Below are 15,033 nucleotides of genomic sequence, written 5' to 3'. Positions count from 1 at the left end.
ATTTGAAATCTTAAAAAATATTATCCTGTGAGTGATGCTAAAGACATGTCTTTTTGGGGACATATTGGTGAACTAAGAGGTCATCTCATCCGTTCTATTCTTGCTATTATAGTTGCTGCAGTTATTATCGGTTTCAATATCAACTGGATTATGGATCATGTTTTCTTTGGTCCTACCCGAAACGATTTTGCTACATTTGAGATTGTGAATCATTTTTCTAAAATGATTTTAGGCGAAGACAGCATTCACCTTCCGAAAGATTTTCCGGTTCGTGCAAGCAAGCTTTACCAGCAGTTTAATGTGATGATGGCAGTTTCCATTTTTGGAGGAATTGTTTTGGCTTTTCCTTATATTGTGTGGGAACTTTGGAGATTCATCAGTCCCGCTTTACATCCGAATGAAAGAAAAAATTCAATCTTTATCATCAATTCAGTTTGGATTTTATTTATGACAGGCGTTTTATGCGGATATTATTTAATCCTTCCTTTTGCCGTTAATTTTGGGGTTATTTTCAAAATCTCCGATATTATTATTCCGCTTTATGATTTAAGCGATTATACGACTCTGTTTTTACAGGTAGTTTTAGGAATGGGCGTAATTTTCCTTTTTCCGGTTCTTATTTATTTCCTTACCACTATCGGAATTCTTACACCAACCTTTATGAAAACATACCGTCGTCATGCGATTGTTTTAATCATGGTGGTTGCAGCAATTATCACTCCGGCAGACGTTTTAAGTATGTTGATGGCAGCATTTCCACTGCTTTTACTGTACGAATTCAGTATCATCATGTGTTCGTATACGTATAAGAAAGTTCAGAAAGCGGCAGGAAATTTACCTGCAGTTCAGAAATAATTTTTATCCATTCAAAATATAGTCCCGTAGATTTTCTGCGGGATTTTTCTTTTTCTGTCTTGTCCTGAAAAAGGTTGACTACTAAATACCAAAAAACCAGTCATCCTAATGAGATTAAAAAAAGTATCCGCCCCTGTTCAAGAATACAGTGAAGCATTTAAAAGACAAGTTGTCTCCGAATATGAGCGGGGATTATATACAAAATCACAATTACAAACCCGCTATAATATCAGGGGTAATTCCTGCATTCCCAGATGGTTAATGAAATATGGTAACTTTACTTATGAAAAACAATTAAGTAAAGGCAGACCCATGAAAGATCCACAGAAACAGAAGATTAAAGAGCTTGAAGCAGCATTGGCCAAAAAGGAAGAAGAAATCAAAGTGTTCAGGAAATTTATAGAAATTGCAGAGCGTGAGCTTAAGGTTGAGATTGTAAAAAAGTCTGGTTCCAATCAATCCAGGAAATAAAGGTAAATACGACTCTTTCAACAGAGAATATCTGCCGATTGTTTGGCTACAGTAAGCAAGCTTATTACAAGAGACAAAAACAGCCTGTTTCTACAGATCATGAAACAAGAGTTATAGAATTTGTTGTATCAATTCGTAAAAAGATGCCTAAAATAGGTACTAGAAAACTTTATGTTTTACTTAAGAATGATTTTGAAAAGGAAGAAATTCATGTAGGAAGGGATCAGTTGTTTAGCATTTTGAGATCAAATTATCTTTTAATTCCCAGAAGGCACAGCTATTTTAAAACAACCAATTCCAGACATTGGATGAAAAAATATCCCAATATTATCAAAGGAAAAGAATTGAAATGTTCGGAGAAAGTTTGGGTTGCAGATATTACTTATCTCAAGACCAAAGAGAAGAATTATTATCTTCATCTGATTACCGATGCCTATTCTAAGAAAATTGTAGGATACGAATTGAGTGATAATTTACAGACCAACTCTACGTTGAAAGCATTAAAGCAAGCCATACAGAATCGACTGTACAAGCATTCACTCATTCATCATTCAGACAGAGGGTTGCAGTATTGCAGTAAAGAATATACTGAAACACTCAAGAAAAGTGATATGCTTATCAGTATGACCGAAAATTCGGATCCTTATGAAAATGCTATAGCAGAGAGAGTGAATGGTATTCTGAAACATGAATTTGGATTGATTGATACTTTTGAAAATTTTAAAAATCTTTCCCAACAGCTTGAACAAGCAATTTATTGCTATAACAATTTAAGACCGCATTTTTCTTTACATTATAATATTCCAAACCAAGTACACATGAAAAATAATGTGAAATTAAAAACCTATAAAAAACAAAATCAGAATAGGAAAATTCCTACTCTGATTTAAGTATATTTGTGATATAAAACTAGTTAACCTTTTTCAGGACTAGTCATTCAGGAGCTTTATCGCGCTTTCCGCACTCGCTATTTTCAAGGTTCAGTTTTTGCGGCGGCTTCGCCGCCGCAAAAACTGAACCTTGAAAATGAGCTCAGACAATTGCTGCAATCGCGGCTAGGGTTTTTGTGTGGAAAAGAATTGTTTCTGAAAATATTGATAATAAGTCTTTTGCGGATTGTGTTTTTTTAACCACCCCGTCAAAAATTCTTCAGAATTTTTGACACCCCTCCAAAGGAGGGGAATTTCATTACATAAACAACTGATTACCAAATAATAAATTCAAAGAATGTAACAAAGTTTTATTTGCTTCGTCTAATTATGAGGATCATAATCATTAATATCCACTTTATTTTACGTTTATTAATTTATATTTTAGCCATTATAATTTAATTCAGATGAAAAAACTTTCATATACGCTTTTGTTTGCGGCAAGTTTTTCTTTCGGACAGTTTTTCGAAAAAGATAAGGTTTTTACGAAACAAGATACCTTAAAAGGTTCCAATACACAATTCCGAAACTTTTGGGACGTCAAAAAATATGACCTTTCCGTAGAGCCGGATTTTGCCCAGAAAAGCATTAAAGGAAACAACAAGATCAGTTTTGAGATCATTAAAGACGTTACAAACCCTACGTTTCAGATTGATCTTCAGCAGCCAATGAAAGCGGACAAAGTGGAAGCCAGTTTTCCGATGGCAGAATATAAACAGGATGGCGATTTTATCTGGATCAAAACCAATAAAAGCTTTAAAAAGGGTGAAAAATATACTATTGACGTCACCTATTCCGGAAATCCTACTATTGCAAAACGGGCTCCTTGGGACGGAGGCTGGGTTTTTACCAAAGATGAAAACGGAAATCCGTGGATGAGCGTTGCCGACGAAGGAATCGGAGCTTCTATCTGGCTTCCTACCAAAGATATCTGGGACGATGAACCCGACAATGGCGTTGTGATGAAAATCATTACTCCCAAAGATTTAGTGGGGGTTGGAAACGGAAGACTAATCAGCAAAAAAGCAGAAGGTGATAAAATGGCTTACACATGGGAAGTTAAAAATCCGATTAACGCCTACTCTATCATTCCGAATATTGGAAAATATGTGAACTTCAAGGATACTTTTAATGGAGAAAAAGGGAAACTGGATCTGGATTACTGGGTAATTGATTATAATTTAGACAAAGCAAAAAAACAGTTTCAGCAGGTAAAACCCATGCTTTTAGCCTTTGAATACTGGTTTGGACCCTATCCTTTCTATGAAGATTCTTACAAGCTTGTAGATTCCCCTTATTTGGGAATGGAGCACCAAAGTAACGTTGCGTACGGAAATGCTTACCAAAACGGTTATCTGGGGCAGGATCTTTCCGGAACGGGAGTTGGTCTGAACTGGGATTACATTATTGTTCATGAAAGCGGACACGAGTGGTTTGCGAATAATATCACGGCAAAAGATCAGGCAGATATGTGGGTACACGAAGGTTTCACGATGTACTCCGAAGTCTTGTTCACCGAAAAATATATGGACAAAAAATCTGCGGATATTTATGCACAGGGAATCCGCAATGGTATTCAGAATGATATTCCGATCATCGGGAAATACGGCGTAAGAAATGAAGGAAGCGGCGATATGTACCCGAAAGGAGCAAGTATGCTTCACACGATCCGTCAGGTCATCAATAACGATGCGAAATTCAGAGAAATTTTAAGAGGAATCAATAAAGATTTTTATCATCAGACGGTTACCACCGAACAGATCGAAAATTACATTTCAAAGAAATCCGGAATCGATTTTTCGAGTGTGTTCAATCAATATCTGAGAACCACAAAAATTCCGACACTGGAATATTCCCAGAAAGGCGAAGAACTGAAATTCCGCTACACCAACGTTGTGAAGAATTTAAAACTTCCTATTATTGTTGACGGAATCACCATTAATCCAACCGAGCAATGGCAGATTGTAAAACTAAAAAAAGGAAATCCGGTACAGTTTAACGAGAATTATTACATTGATTATAAAAAGGTACAGTAAAATCTTAATAATACAGGCAAAATCGTTTTTCGGTTTTGCTTTTTTGTTTGATTTATCCAGGAATCAGTATTAAATTAATTACTCTCTGTAAATTTTAACAAAAATTTAAAACTTTTAAAGTAACAAAATCAATTTTTCATCAACTACTTAGATATAATTTGAACTCAATGAAAAAAATAGCACTAAGTTTAGGATTACTGGCTGCGTTTTTTGTAAATGCACAGTCTATAAAAACTACGATAGATCTGGTAAATGTAAAAGACGATAAGGTTGCCGTAACGATGGAATTTCCAAAAATGAAATCTGGTGACGTGAAGTTTCATTTTCCTAAAACGGTTCCGGGAACTTATTCTGTAGACGATTACGGAAGATTCGTGGAAGGAATTAAATTTTTAGATAACAAAGGAAAAGAGATTGCTTTCACAAAAGTAAATGACAACACTTACGCTCTAAAAAACGCTCAGAATTTAAGCAAAGTAACTTATCTTGTGAATGACAGTTTTGATGAAGAAATGGATGATTCCAAACACAAAGCGGTATTTTCACCTTCGGGAACAGATATTGAAACCGGAAAAGTTTATCTGATCAATACCCACGGTTTTATAGGTTACATCGATAATATGCAGGATGTTCCTTATCAGTTGGTTATCCAGAAACCGACAGATTTCTACGGAACAACCGCTTTGGTAGATCAGGATAAATCTGAATCTACAGATACCTATACTTTAGCGAATTATGCAAAAGTGACCGATTCTCCGTTAATGTACACAAAACCGGATTATGTGACGTTCAACGCGGGAGGAATGGATCTTGTATTGGGCGTTTATTCTCCGACAGGAAAATACAAAGCCGCAGATTTCAAAGAAAATCTTGAGAAAACGGTGATTGCCCAGAAGAAATTCTTAGGTGATATGAACACCAACAAAAAATATGCGATCATGCTTTATCTTTCGGGAATGGAAGAACCGCATATCAAAGGTTTTGGAGCGTTGGAACACCACGAATCAACCAGTGTTGTCCTTCCTGAAATGATGCCGAAAGATGCGATTGACAAAACCATTACAGACGTTGTTTCTCATGAGTTTTTCCACACGGTAAATCCTTTGAAAACACATTCGGAAGAAATTCATTATTTCGATTATGCAGATCCGAAAATGTCTCAGCATTTATGGATGTATGAAGGCGGAACGGAGTATTTTGCGAATTTATTCCAGATTCAGGAAGGTCTGATCACAAAAGATGAATTCCTTCAGAGAATGAGCGAAAAAATCGCCAACTCCAAGAACTATAACGATACCATGCCTTTTACGGTAATGAGTAAAAATGTTCTTAAAGACGAATACAAAGACCAATACAGAAACGTTTACGAAAAAGGAGCGCTTCTTGCGATGTGTCTTGATATCGAATTGAGAAAGCTGTCCAACGGAGAAATGGGCTATCGTGACATGATCAGAAAACTGTCGCAGCGATTTGGGGAAAACAAACCGTTTAAAGACGATAAACTGATTGACGAACTGGTAACGGTTACAGGGTATCCTCAGGTAAAAGACTTTTACAACAAATACATTGCAGGAGATCAGCCAACGCCATATGCACAATATCTGAGTCTTGTTGGTGTAGAAGCAAAAAAACAGGAAACTCCGCCAATTTTCTGGTTCATTAAAGATCCTCAACAGACCGGTTTTGATGATAAGGACAATGCATTTGTATTCGACGAAAGTTCTGCCTTGTCTCCTTTTTCAAAAAGCATCGGATTTAAAATCACTGATAAAATCGTTGCTCTCGACGGAAAAACCATCAATGTTCAGAATATCCAGTCTTTTGTAGAATATGCGAAATCTGTGAAGGAAGGACAAAACGTAACAGTAACCGTTTTAAGAAAAAATGGTGACAAAACAGAGAAAATCGATCTTAAAGGGAAAGCAGTTCTTGATAAAATGACGATCGAAACGCTTCAGTTCAAATCTAATCCAACAGCCGCTGAACAAAAATTACAGGATCAGTGGTTAACCGGAAAAAAATAAATGCAGCTAAGATTAAAATTAGGACTTAGTAATCAAGCGGGGAATTTTCCCCGCTTTTTTTATTGTCAATGTGAACACCCATAAGTTTTTTGAGTAAACAGATGCTTTTTGACATTGCTAAATCCAACTGCTATTTTGAAATTTTGTCAGACTGAGTTTGTCGAAGTCTTGTAAATGCTGTAACTAAGAGATCATTTTCAGGAGCTTTTTCCTGCTTTCCGCACTCGCTATTTTGTGTATTTGGGTTTGCGGCGGCTTCGCCGCCGCAAACCCAAATACACAAAATGAGCTCAGACAAAGCTTCAATCAGGGCTAAAATTCAGGTTGCTCCTTTAAATATTCAATAAAAAATTGTCAGTTAATAAAAATCAATATATAAATTTCGCAGCTTAGATTCCTCCGGAATGACAAACTTTACGCAGCACATTCCTGAAAAAATTTACCCTTTTTTAATTGTAATCCTAAAAGTCGTTCCCTTTCCTATTTCCGTCTGGGAAATTTTAATATCTCCGTTGTGATATTCCTGAATCACTCTTTTTGCAAGAGACAATCCCAATCCCCAACCTCGTTTTTTGGTGGAATAACCCGGCTTAAACGCATTTCTTGCCTGTTGTTTCGTCATTCCGCTTCCCGTATCCTGAACTTCCACAACAATATTTTTATTTCTTTCCAAAACAGACATAGAAATAGAACCCTCTCCTTTCATCGCATCCACTGCATTTTTAACCAGATTTTCAATCACCCAGCTCATCAGGATTTTATTATGGGGAACCAAAATCGTGTAATTGGGAAGGTGAAGTCCGAAATTGATCTTTCTTGAAATTCTTGTTTTCAGATAATCGTAATTTTCCTGAATGGTCGCGTTGAAATCTTTATCATTCAGTTCCGGAACAGAACCAATCTTCGAAAACCTCTCGGAAATTGTTCGTAATCTTTCAATATCTTTTTCAATTTCATGAACACCTTCGGAATCCGGAGTATCCAGCTTCATAATTTCCATCCAGCCGATCATCGAAGACAATGGAGTTCCGATCTGGTGAGCGGTTTCCTTTGCCAAACCTGCCCAAAGATAGCCTTCATCCGTTTTTTTAATCGTCCTTAAAAACCAGAATGAAAAAAGGAAATAACACAGAATGAAAAACCCTAAAATATAGGGAGAATACCGAAGATTATTCAGCAATTCGGAATTATCATAGTATACAAACTGATTGTTGGCGTTGGGAACTTTTATTTCAATCGGCGGATAACTTTTAGCCATTTTATTAGCCAGAGCAACAATTTCAGCAGAATTATTTTCAATATCGCGCGGAATATTTTTATGCTCAATAATCTGTCCGTCCTTATCCAGAATAATCACCGGAATTGTGGTATTCGAACTGTAAATCTGCAGCAGCAAAGCCTGAATTTCCAGACTCGGAACCTTCACTTCCTGCTGAAATTTCAGTGCAGTCACTAAAATATCTACCCTTTTTACTTCTTCTTTTCGGAGGAAATTAAAAAGGATCGTGGAAGCAATAACAATTGTTAAGACAACAATTGTCATCAGCGTAAAAATAATCCAGTTGTTAAGTCTTGCAAATATGGATTTCTTCAAGGCAAATTTATTTTAAAACATTCAGGATTTTCTGCAGTTCCGTGCTTCCGCTTCCTTCATAATTGTTGATGATAATGGAGAAAACATATTTTTTTCCGTCTTTTGAGGTGTGATATCCTGCATAAGATTTGGTATCGCTCATCGTTCCGCTTTTCATTTTCATGCCGTTATCATGTGTTGGAAAACCATCATAATAAGATTCAAACCAAGGCTGTTTTCTGGCGTACAGCAAAGCCTGAACTTCTGCTTTTGCCGCAACATAATTTTGCGGAGAAAGTCCGCTTCCGTCTGCAAAATTAATCATATTCGGGGTGATTCCCTTTGATTTCCAGAATTCTTTTAAATAAGCCACTCCACTTTTAAAACTTGGATCGCCTTTTTTCTCTTTTCCTAACGTTTTTATTAAAGTTTCTCCATAAAAATTAATGCTTTTTCTCAGAAACCAGTAAATAATTTTATCCAAAGTCGGCGATTCGTAAGTAAGAATAATATTATTTTTCGGAGCCTGCAATGCCTTTTTTCCTTCAATTTCCAGTTGGGAATTGGTAACCACTTTCCCCGAAAAATCAATTCCCGAATCTTTCAGCCATTGTTTCACTTCCGCTCCAAGCTGCAAAGGCGGATTGGGAACCGAACCGGAAACCGTAACCGTTTTGGCGGGTAAAGTTCCGTTAATCAGCGCAACGTCAGAATGCGGCGCCGTAAAAATCAGACTCTGATCTGAACTTCCGCCCACTTTAAGATCATTCAGCCAGTTAACTCCTTCAAGCGGATAAGAGAAGCTTTTGAATTCATTTCCGTTGATGTTGATGTCGAACTGGTTTTCGCGCCAGTTGATCCCCCAAACTCCGGCTCCATAGTAATTTCCAAGATCATTCCATGGCCATCCTCCCGGAATCGTCTGATGATCAAAGTAAGAATCGTCGATCACAAGATCTCCTGAAATTTTTTTGATCCCGGATTTTTTTATGGCATCGATTAATTTCTGCTTAAAAATTTCGGGTTTATACGCTTCATACCTCCAACTTCCCAATGTGGGATCTCCAGTTGAGCTGATGAAAAGATTTCCGTTCAGGTTTCCACCAGAAATATTTCCGGAATATGATGAAGTAGTCTTATACGTGTAGTTCTTTCCTAAAATCTCCAAAGCTGCTCCGGCAGTAAATATTTTCTGCGTAGAAGCTGTGGAAAGTCCTTTATTTCCCTGATATTCATAAATAAAATTTCCGTTTTCATCGGAAACATAAAATGATAAGTTAGACGAAATTGCCCCTGAAGAATTCATCAGGTTTTTGGTTGCTTCATCCAGTTTCTGAGTAATATTTTGGGCAAAAATAATCTGCGTGGATAATGTAAGAACAGCCAATGTCTTTTTCATTGCGTTTTTTTATAAACTTTTTATTGTCTTTTTAGAAATAAAGAATCTGCTTTATTTTTTCAGCATATTTTTAAGTCTGTCTAAACTTTTATTTAACCGCAAAAGCCACAAAAGATGAACTAAACTTTTATTTAAAGCTGATCATTATAAATGAAAAAGCTCAACATAGTTTTTTAAAATCTTTGATTTTTATTCTTTTGATCGCTTAATTGATATGCTTCGACAAGCTCAGCATGACACTGCTACAAATAAACTGTTGATATAAAACCGTTAGTATTATAAATATCATGCTAAACCTGCGAAACATCTGATTTCATTTACATATGAATTCAAAATCAAATTCTTCAATTCAAATATAATTAAAATAAAATTTACAGTTCAGTTCCGGATTCGATTTCATAAGGTTCCTTCCCTTTTTCGAAGATTCTCGTGAGTTCGGTTCCCTCAACGGTAATTTTATCGCCCATTCTTCTGATCCAGTTTCCTTCACGAAGTCCGACAACTTTTAGGTCATTCTGCGTTAAAAATTCTTTAATTCTGGTTTCTCTCGTTTCGCCATTATGTTTAAGTTCAGGATTCGGATCGAGATAATGCGGATTGATATTGAACGGAACCAGCCCCATACAATCAAAACTTGGAGGATATACAATCGGCATATCGTTCGTTGTTTTCATATTCTGTCCGCCGATATTGCTTCCTGCGCTGCATCCCAGATAAGGTTTTCCGCCTTCAACATTTTCTTTCAAAACATTCATCAAGCCTTCTTCATGTAAAGTTTTTACTAGTAAAAAAGTATTTCCGCCTCCTGTAAAAAATGCTTTCGCGCTGTTTATGGCTTGTGTTTTATCCTCAAATTCGTGAAGACCTTTCACTTTAATATTTATGGTTTCAAAAAAAGAACGTGCTTTTGCTGTATAATCGTCATGAGAAATTCCGCCCGGTCTTGCGAAAGGCACGAAAATGATTTCTTCGATTCCTTCATATAATTTGATTAATTCTTCTCTCAGATATTCCAGATATGCTCCACCAAAGAGTGTGGAAGTTGATGCCAAAATGATATTCATAACGAATGATTTGTCTTATGATCGTTGTGTTACAAAGATAACCGAATCTACAGCGAATCAAAAATAATGATAAAAAAACATAGAATCCCGTTAATATTTTCCAAAAAAGTTTAAAGGTTCTAAAATTTAGACGTTTATGGAATTATAATTGAACTTTAGTTATCAACTTGAAAAATGTAAGATTATGAAAATGATTAAAAGTAATATCCAAAACCTGTTTTTAGGTTTGATGTTTATAGGAACCGCAAGTTTTGTAAATGCACAGACGACACAGACAGACAGTACAACTGCTGCAAAAACAACCACAACAACCGCTCAGTCGACAGGAAATCCGACGATTGACGGTCTAAAAAAACAGATCGAAGCCAACCCGAAAGATACCGAAGCTTTGGCAAAATTAGCAGGAGCGTATCAGGAAGCTTCAGACTGGACAAATGCAATTGATACATGGAAAAAGATTTCGGCTTTAGTACCGGATTGGGCACCATCTTATTATAGTCAGGCTTATGCCTATCAGTCTGCAAAAGATGATGCCAATGCAAAACTGGCTTATGAAAAGTATATTGCAACGGTAAAGCCTGAAGAGGTGGAACAGAATAAGAAAAATCTGGCATATGCCTATTTTTATGTAGCATTCTCCGAACAGCAGAGCAATCCCGATAAAGCAAAGGAGCATATTGCTAAATCCTTACAGTACGATCCTACCAATCAGGATGCTGTAAAGTTAAGCAAAGCTTTAAATTCATAGTTGTGAAAGATCCGAAGAAAATTTCTTCGGATCTTTTTTATTTTTGGTTAAATTTTCCTGCCGAAAAAGTCTGATTCTCCTTTCAGATGCTGAATGATTTTCTGAATATTTCTCTGAATACTCTTTTCAGTTTTTAGATGATTGATATATTTTATCAGCTCTGATTTTCTTGAAGGAGTTAAATTTTCAAAGTTTCTTAAAGCAACAGAATTTTCGTTGATGGCTTTCTCCAAGTCAGGATGCATAGAAATTTTTCTCTCGGAATTATCATATTCAATAAAAATATCAACTGTTTCACCAATTCTTTTAGGTGAATCTTTCAGCATAATCATATTAATATAAAGACGCCACTCTCCTTTGTATTTCATTAAATTCTGCTTAAATTCTTTGCCGTTGACCGTACCTTTTATGGGAATCGGACTTTTATTTTTGTCTGAATTTTCAAATACGGCGGCAAGAATTTCTTCAGGAAGAAAAACAAAAGGATTAATTCCGATAATTTCGAGTTTTGTGGTGAAATGGTTTTTCATTACTACTTTATTGTTAACTAAATTAGTGATTATTTTAAAACTGTAAATCTTTAACCACCCCGTCAAAAATTCTTTGAATTTTTGACACCCCTCCGAAAGAGGGGAATTGTATTTCTCTATTATTTAACTTTTGTTTTAACAGAAACTCTTCCTGAATGCGGAATCTCATCTTTAATTAATTTTCCACTCAAAAAGGAATGATTATCTTTGTAAAAAATAAATCTGTAAAACAAATGAAATTTTTTATTGACACTGCTAATTTAGAGCAAATAAAAGAAGCCAAAGATCTTGGAATTCTTGATGGGGTAACAACCAACCCGTCTTTAATGGCAAAAGAAGGAATTCAGGGAGCTGAAGCGATTAAAAATCATTACAAAGCCATCTGCGAAATTGTAGACGGAGATATTTCTGCGGAAGTTCTTTCTACAACGTATGAAGAAATGATTAAAGAAGGGGACGAATTGGCAGCAATCCATCCGAATATCGTGGTGAAAATCCCAATGATCAAAGACGGAATTAAAGCATTAAAATATTTTTCAGATAAAGGGATCAAAACGAACTGTACGCTGATTTTCTCTCCGGGACAGGCTCTTTTGGCTGCAAAAGCGGGTGCAACTTATGTTTCTCCTTTCCTGGGAAGACTGGATGATATTTCAACTGACGGATTAAATTTAATCCAGGAAATCAGATTGATTTTTGATAATTATATGTATGAAACTGAAATTTTAGCAGCTTCTATCCGTCATTCGATGCACATTATCGACTGTGCTAAAATCGGGGCAGATGTGATTACTTCACCGCTTCCTCCGATCTTGAGTTTACTGAAACATCCTTTAACAGACAGCGGATTGGCTCAGTTTGTTGCGGATTCTCAGAAATTATCTTAACAATATATCTTTTTATATTTTAGAATAAATTACGGCGCGGAAACTTCGTTTCCGCGCCGTAATTATTATTTCAGTAAATCCAGTTCCAGAAGATTATTGTCTTTTGCATTATCTTCTTTTACCTTTCTCTCACGCTGACGAATCATGTCTTCCACATCCAGCTTATTTCCTTTTTCGTCGGTCATCATGATTTTTGTTCCGCTGGAAAGCATCTGCCGTATTCCTTTTGTCGGATTAATCCGGTAATCTAGAAACTGTTTTTTATATTTCTCCTGATTTAAAGGAACCAATGCTCCGAATCTATGATTTTCTTCTTGACTTTTCCATTCCCGATCTTTTAAATCTATAATTTCCTTTAAAACATAAGAATGAGAGTTCGTTTGATCTTCCAGCTTTACAATTAATCCCGGTAATCCATGAAATTTATACGGCCCGTCCTGAATCGGAATTTCGGCAACAAACCAAGCCGTCCATTTTCTTCCGGCGAAATCCGTGGTTGCTTTTTGTGCATTAAATTCACCTACTTTTTGTTTTTCAGGTAAAATTTTCCAGTCTATTTTCCTGTCATCGGAAACTTTGTACTCATCCATATCCAAACGATTGAAAAACAAAATTTTATAGTCAGGATAAGATTTTTGAACAACATAAGGAACCATTCCGAACTTAATTTTAGAAAAATCTCCGTTCTGATGTTTCGATTGAGCTTCGATCAACGAATCTGAAATATATTTATCTCTGCTGTAAAATTTCGAACCTTTCTTAGAAACATCAAGATATATCGATTCTGTGATTGATACATCTTTTTTTGTAGAATCTGAAACAAATCTGTACTCATAAACAAAACGTTTGTTTTGGGCATTAAACAACATTCCCAATAGCAACGCAAACGCAATAATGATCTTCTTCATTAATATTTTTTATTTAGTTTAAATTTTTAATTCATAATATTTTTCACCACTTTACAAGGATTTCCCACTGCAACCACATTGTCCGGAATGTCTTTGTTTACGACACTTCCCGCTCCGATCACCGAGTTGTTTCCGATAGAAATTCCGGGAAGAACCACTACATTTCCTCCGAACCATACGTTATCTCCTACTGTAATGGGATGAGCAGATTCAAGACCTTCGTTTCTTTGTTTAAAATCTATGGGATGATTTGCGGTGTAAAAACTACAGTTGGGACCGATAAAAACATGATCTCCGAAAGTTACTTTCGCACAATCCAGAATTACCAGATTATGATTCGAATAGAAATTCTCTCCCACTTCAATATTATATCCGTAATCGCACCAGAAACTGGGTTCTATGCAGATATTCTGTTTTGTTTTGCCTAAAATCTTTCTCAGCAGTGCCGCTCTTCCTTCAGCATCAGAATTTTTCAGAAGGTTGTATTCCTGACAAAGATCTTTTACTTTAATTCTTTCTTCAATAAGTTCCTGGTCGTAATTGGCATTATACAAAAGTCCTTTCGCACATTTTTCCTTTTCCGTCATATTTTATGATTTGCAGTTCTAAAGATAACAAAAACAAAACAGGGCAAAAATTACTTTCGCCCTGTTTAAGAAATATTTAACCTATTATTTTACAAGATCCGGCTCAATAGGATTGTTATTTTTTGCCAGAGATTCTTTTGTTCTCTTTTCCATTTCCCTGAAAACCTGATTAGGATCTGAAATTTCTTTTCCGTCTGAAGTTTTTACTTTAAAAGTCATCTTAGAGTTATCGGTATTTCTCATCATCATTTCCCTCATGTTTTTAGCAGGATCATTTACATAATCTTTCCACGCTTTTCTGAACTGATCTTCCGTTACTTCAAGCTCTTTTCCGTCCATTCCGAAAACCCTGATGTTTTGCGGAAGTTCCGGTTCTTTTTCCGAAGCAGCAGCTTGGGCAACTTTTTTATTTCCGACCAAAGTCATGATGTGGGAACCTGTAGTATCTTCAATTTTAACAATCAGCCCCGGTAAACCGTAGAATTTATAAGGTCCGTCCTGAAAAGGAATATCTGTAGAAAACCATGCAATCCATTCTCTTCCGCCAAAGCTTGTGGTTGCTTTCTGCGTATTGTATTCCCCGATTTTCTGCTTGTCGGATAAAATTTTCCATTCCGGTTTCTGATCTTCTCTGATTTTATACTGATCCGAAGAAACACTTCGGAAAAGATATGTTTTGAAATCGGGATAGCTTTTGGTTACTTTGAATGAAACCTGTCCCGGATTTTCTCTTCTGTTAATACTGATATTTCCGGAAAACGATTTGATCTGCTTTTCCAGTTCTGCTCTGGAAGTGGAATCGGCAACAAATTTTGTTCTGCTGTAATAATTCGAACCGTTTTTATCAATATCAAGGTACATCATTTCGCTTTTCACGTCTTCCTTATTATTGGAATCCGGAATGAATTTATAATCATAGAAAAAACGGTTGATCTGTGCATTGGCAAGAATTCCCGCCAATAAAAAGAGGAGTAATTTATATTTCATAAACTGTTTTTTAAAAAAAACTCTGCTGTTATTTA

The 15,033-nt window shown here is 36.0% G+C and carries 13 protein-coding genes; 6 read left to right on the top strand and 7 right to left on the bottom strand.

Annotated features, from left to right (window positions below):
- The first annotated feature begins 27 nt into the window (after nt 1–27).
- From tatC to AC52CF_RS08600, 4 genes are all read left to right on the top strand, one after another.
- Entirely contained in the window at nt 28–855 is an 828-nt protein-coding gene (tatC, locus tag AC52CF_RS08615; protein ID WP_185117461.1) for a twin-arginine translocase subunit TatC, read from the top strand.
- 108 nt (nt 856–963) lie between these two features.
- Nucleotides 964–2,216 (top strand): IS3 family transposase gene (locus tag AC52CF_RS08610; RefSeq protein WP_496518067.1). Its coding sequence is split into 2 segments (ribosomal slippage): nt 964–1,291 and nt 1,291–2,216, totalling 1,254 coding nucleotides; the frame shifts between segments, so codons are not numbered across the junction.
- 446 nt (nt 2,217–2,662) lie between these two features.
- Nucleotides 2,663–4,291, top strand: coding sequence for a M1 family metallopeptidase (locus AC52CF_RS08605; protein ID WP_496518066.1), 1,629 nt, complete (start codon nt 2,663–2,665; stop codon nt 4,289–4,291).
- Between the two features lie 167 nt (nt 4,292–4,458).
- The gene (locus AC52CF_RS08600) at nt 4,459–6,315 is read left to right on the top strand and encodes a M61 family metallopeptidase (RefSeq protein WP_496518065.1); all 1,857 of its coding nucleotides are present in this window, start codon (nt 4,459–4,461) and stop codon (nt 6,313–6,315) included.
- A 439-nt stretch (nt 6,316–6,754) separates the two neighbouring features.
- Here AC52CF_RS08600 and AC52CF_RS08595 read toward each other — a convergent pair whose 3' ends face one another.
- From AC52CF_RS08595 to pepE, 3 genes are all read right to left on the bottom strand, one after another.
- Entirely contained in the window at nt 6,755–7,909 is a 1,155-nt protein-coding gene (locus tag AC52CF_RS08595) for a sensor histidine kinase (protein ID WP_496518064.1), read from the bottom strand.
- Between the two features lie 7 nt (nt 7,910–7,916).
- Nucleotides 7,917–9,287 (bottom strand): D-alanyl-D-alanine carboxypeptidase/D-alanyl-D-alanine endopeptidase, encoded by a 1,371-nt coding sequence (gene dacB / locus AC52CF_RS08590; RefSeq protein WP_496518063.1) that lies wholly within the window; start codon nt 9,285–9,287, stop codon nt 7,917–7,919.
- Between the two features lie 371 nt (nt 9,288–9,658).
- Nucleotides 9,659–10,351, bottom strand: coding sequence for a dipeptidase PepE (gene pepE / locus AC52CF_RS08585; RefSeq protein ID WP_336688782.1), 693 nt, complete (start codon nt 10,349–10,351; stop codon nt 9,659–9,661).
- Between the two features lie 184 nt (nt 10,352–10,535).
- On the opposite strand from pepE, the gene AC52CF_RS08580 reads away from it, so the two are divergent.
- On the top strand, nt 10,536–11,099 hold the full coding sequence (locus tag AC52CF_RS08580) for a tetratricopeptide repeat protein (protein ID WP_214589967.1): 564 nt from the start codon (nt 10,536–10,538) through the stop codon (nt 11,097–11,099).
- Nucleotides 11,100–11,146: 47 nt separating this feature from the next.
- Here AC52CF_RS08580 and AC52CF_RS08575 read toward each other — a convergent pair whose 3' ends face one another.
- Nucleotides 11,147–11,629 (bottom strand): YdeI/OmpD-associated family protein, encoded by a 483-nt coding sequence (locus AC52CF_RS08575; RefSeq protein ID WP_214589968.1) that lies wholly within the window; start codon nt 11,627–11,629, stop codon nt 11,147–11,149.
- Nucleotides 11,630–11,862: 233 nt separating this feature from the next.
- On the opposite strand from AC52CF_RS08575, the gene fsa reads away from it, so the two are divergent.
- Nucleotides 11,863–12,516, top strand: a complete 654-nt coding sequence (fsa, locus tag AC52CF_RS08570) for a fructose-6-phosphate aldolase (RefSeq protein WP_076389923.1) — start codon at nt 11,863–11,865, stop codon at nt 12,514–12,516.
- Between the two features lie 65 nt (nt 12,517–12,581).
- Here the strand turns inward: fsa and AC52CF_RS08565 are convergent, their stop codons facing one another.
- The 3 genes from AC52CF_RS08565 to AC52CF_RS08555 form a co-directional block, all read right to left on the bottom strand.
- Nucleotides 12,582–13,424, bottom strand: coding sequence for a GLPGLI family protein (locus AC52CF_RS08565; RefSeq protein WP_214589969.1), 843 nt, complete (start codon nt 13,422–13,424; stop codon nt 12,582–12,584).
- Nucleotides 13,425–13,450: 26 nt separating this feature from the next.
- The gene (locus AC52CF_RS08560; RefSeq protein WP_214589970.1) at nt 13,451–14,011 is read right to left on the bottom strand and encodes a sugar O-acetyltransferase; all 561 of its coding nucleotides are present in this window, start codon (nt 14,009–14,011) and stop codon (nt 13,451–13,453) included.
- A gap of 84 nt (nt 14,012–14,095) precedes the next feature.
- Nucleotides 14,096–14,998 carry a GLPGLI family protein gene (locus tag AC52CF_RS08555; protein ID WP_496518062.1) on the bottom strand — a complete coding sequence of 301 codons (903 nt, stop codon included), beginning with the start codon at nt 14,996–14,998 and terminating at the stop codon, nt 14,096–14,098.
- Nucleotides 14,999–15,033: the final 35 nt, after the last annotated feature.

This window comes from Chryseobacterium sp. 2P, from assembly GCF_059579425.1.
Note: the sequence above shows the minus strand (reverse complement) of the source record. Positions and strands in the feature narration are given on the sequence as shown.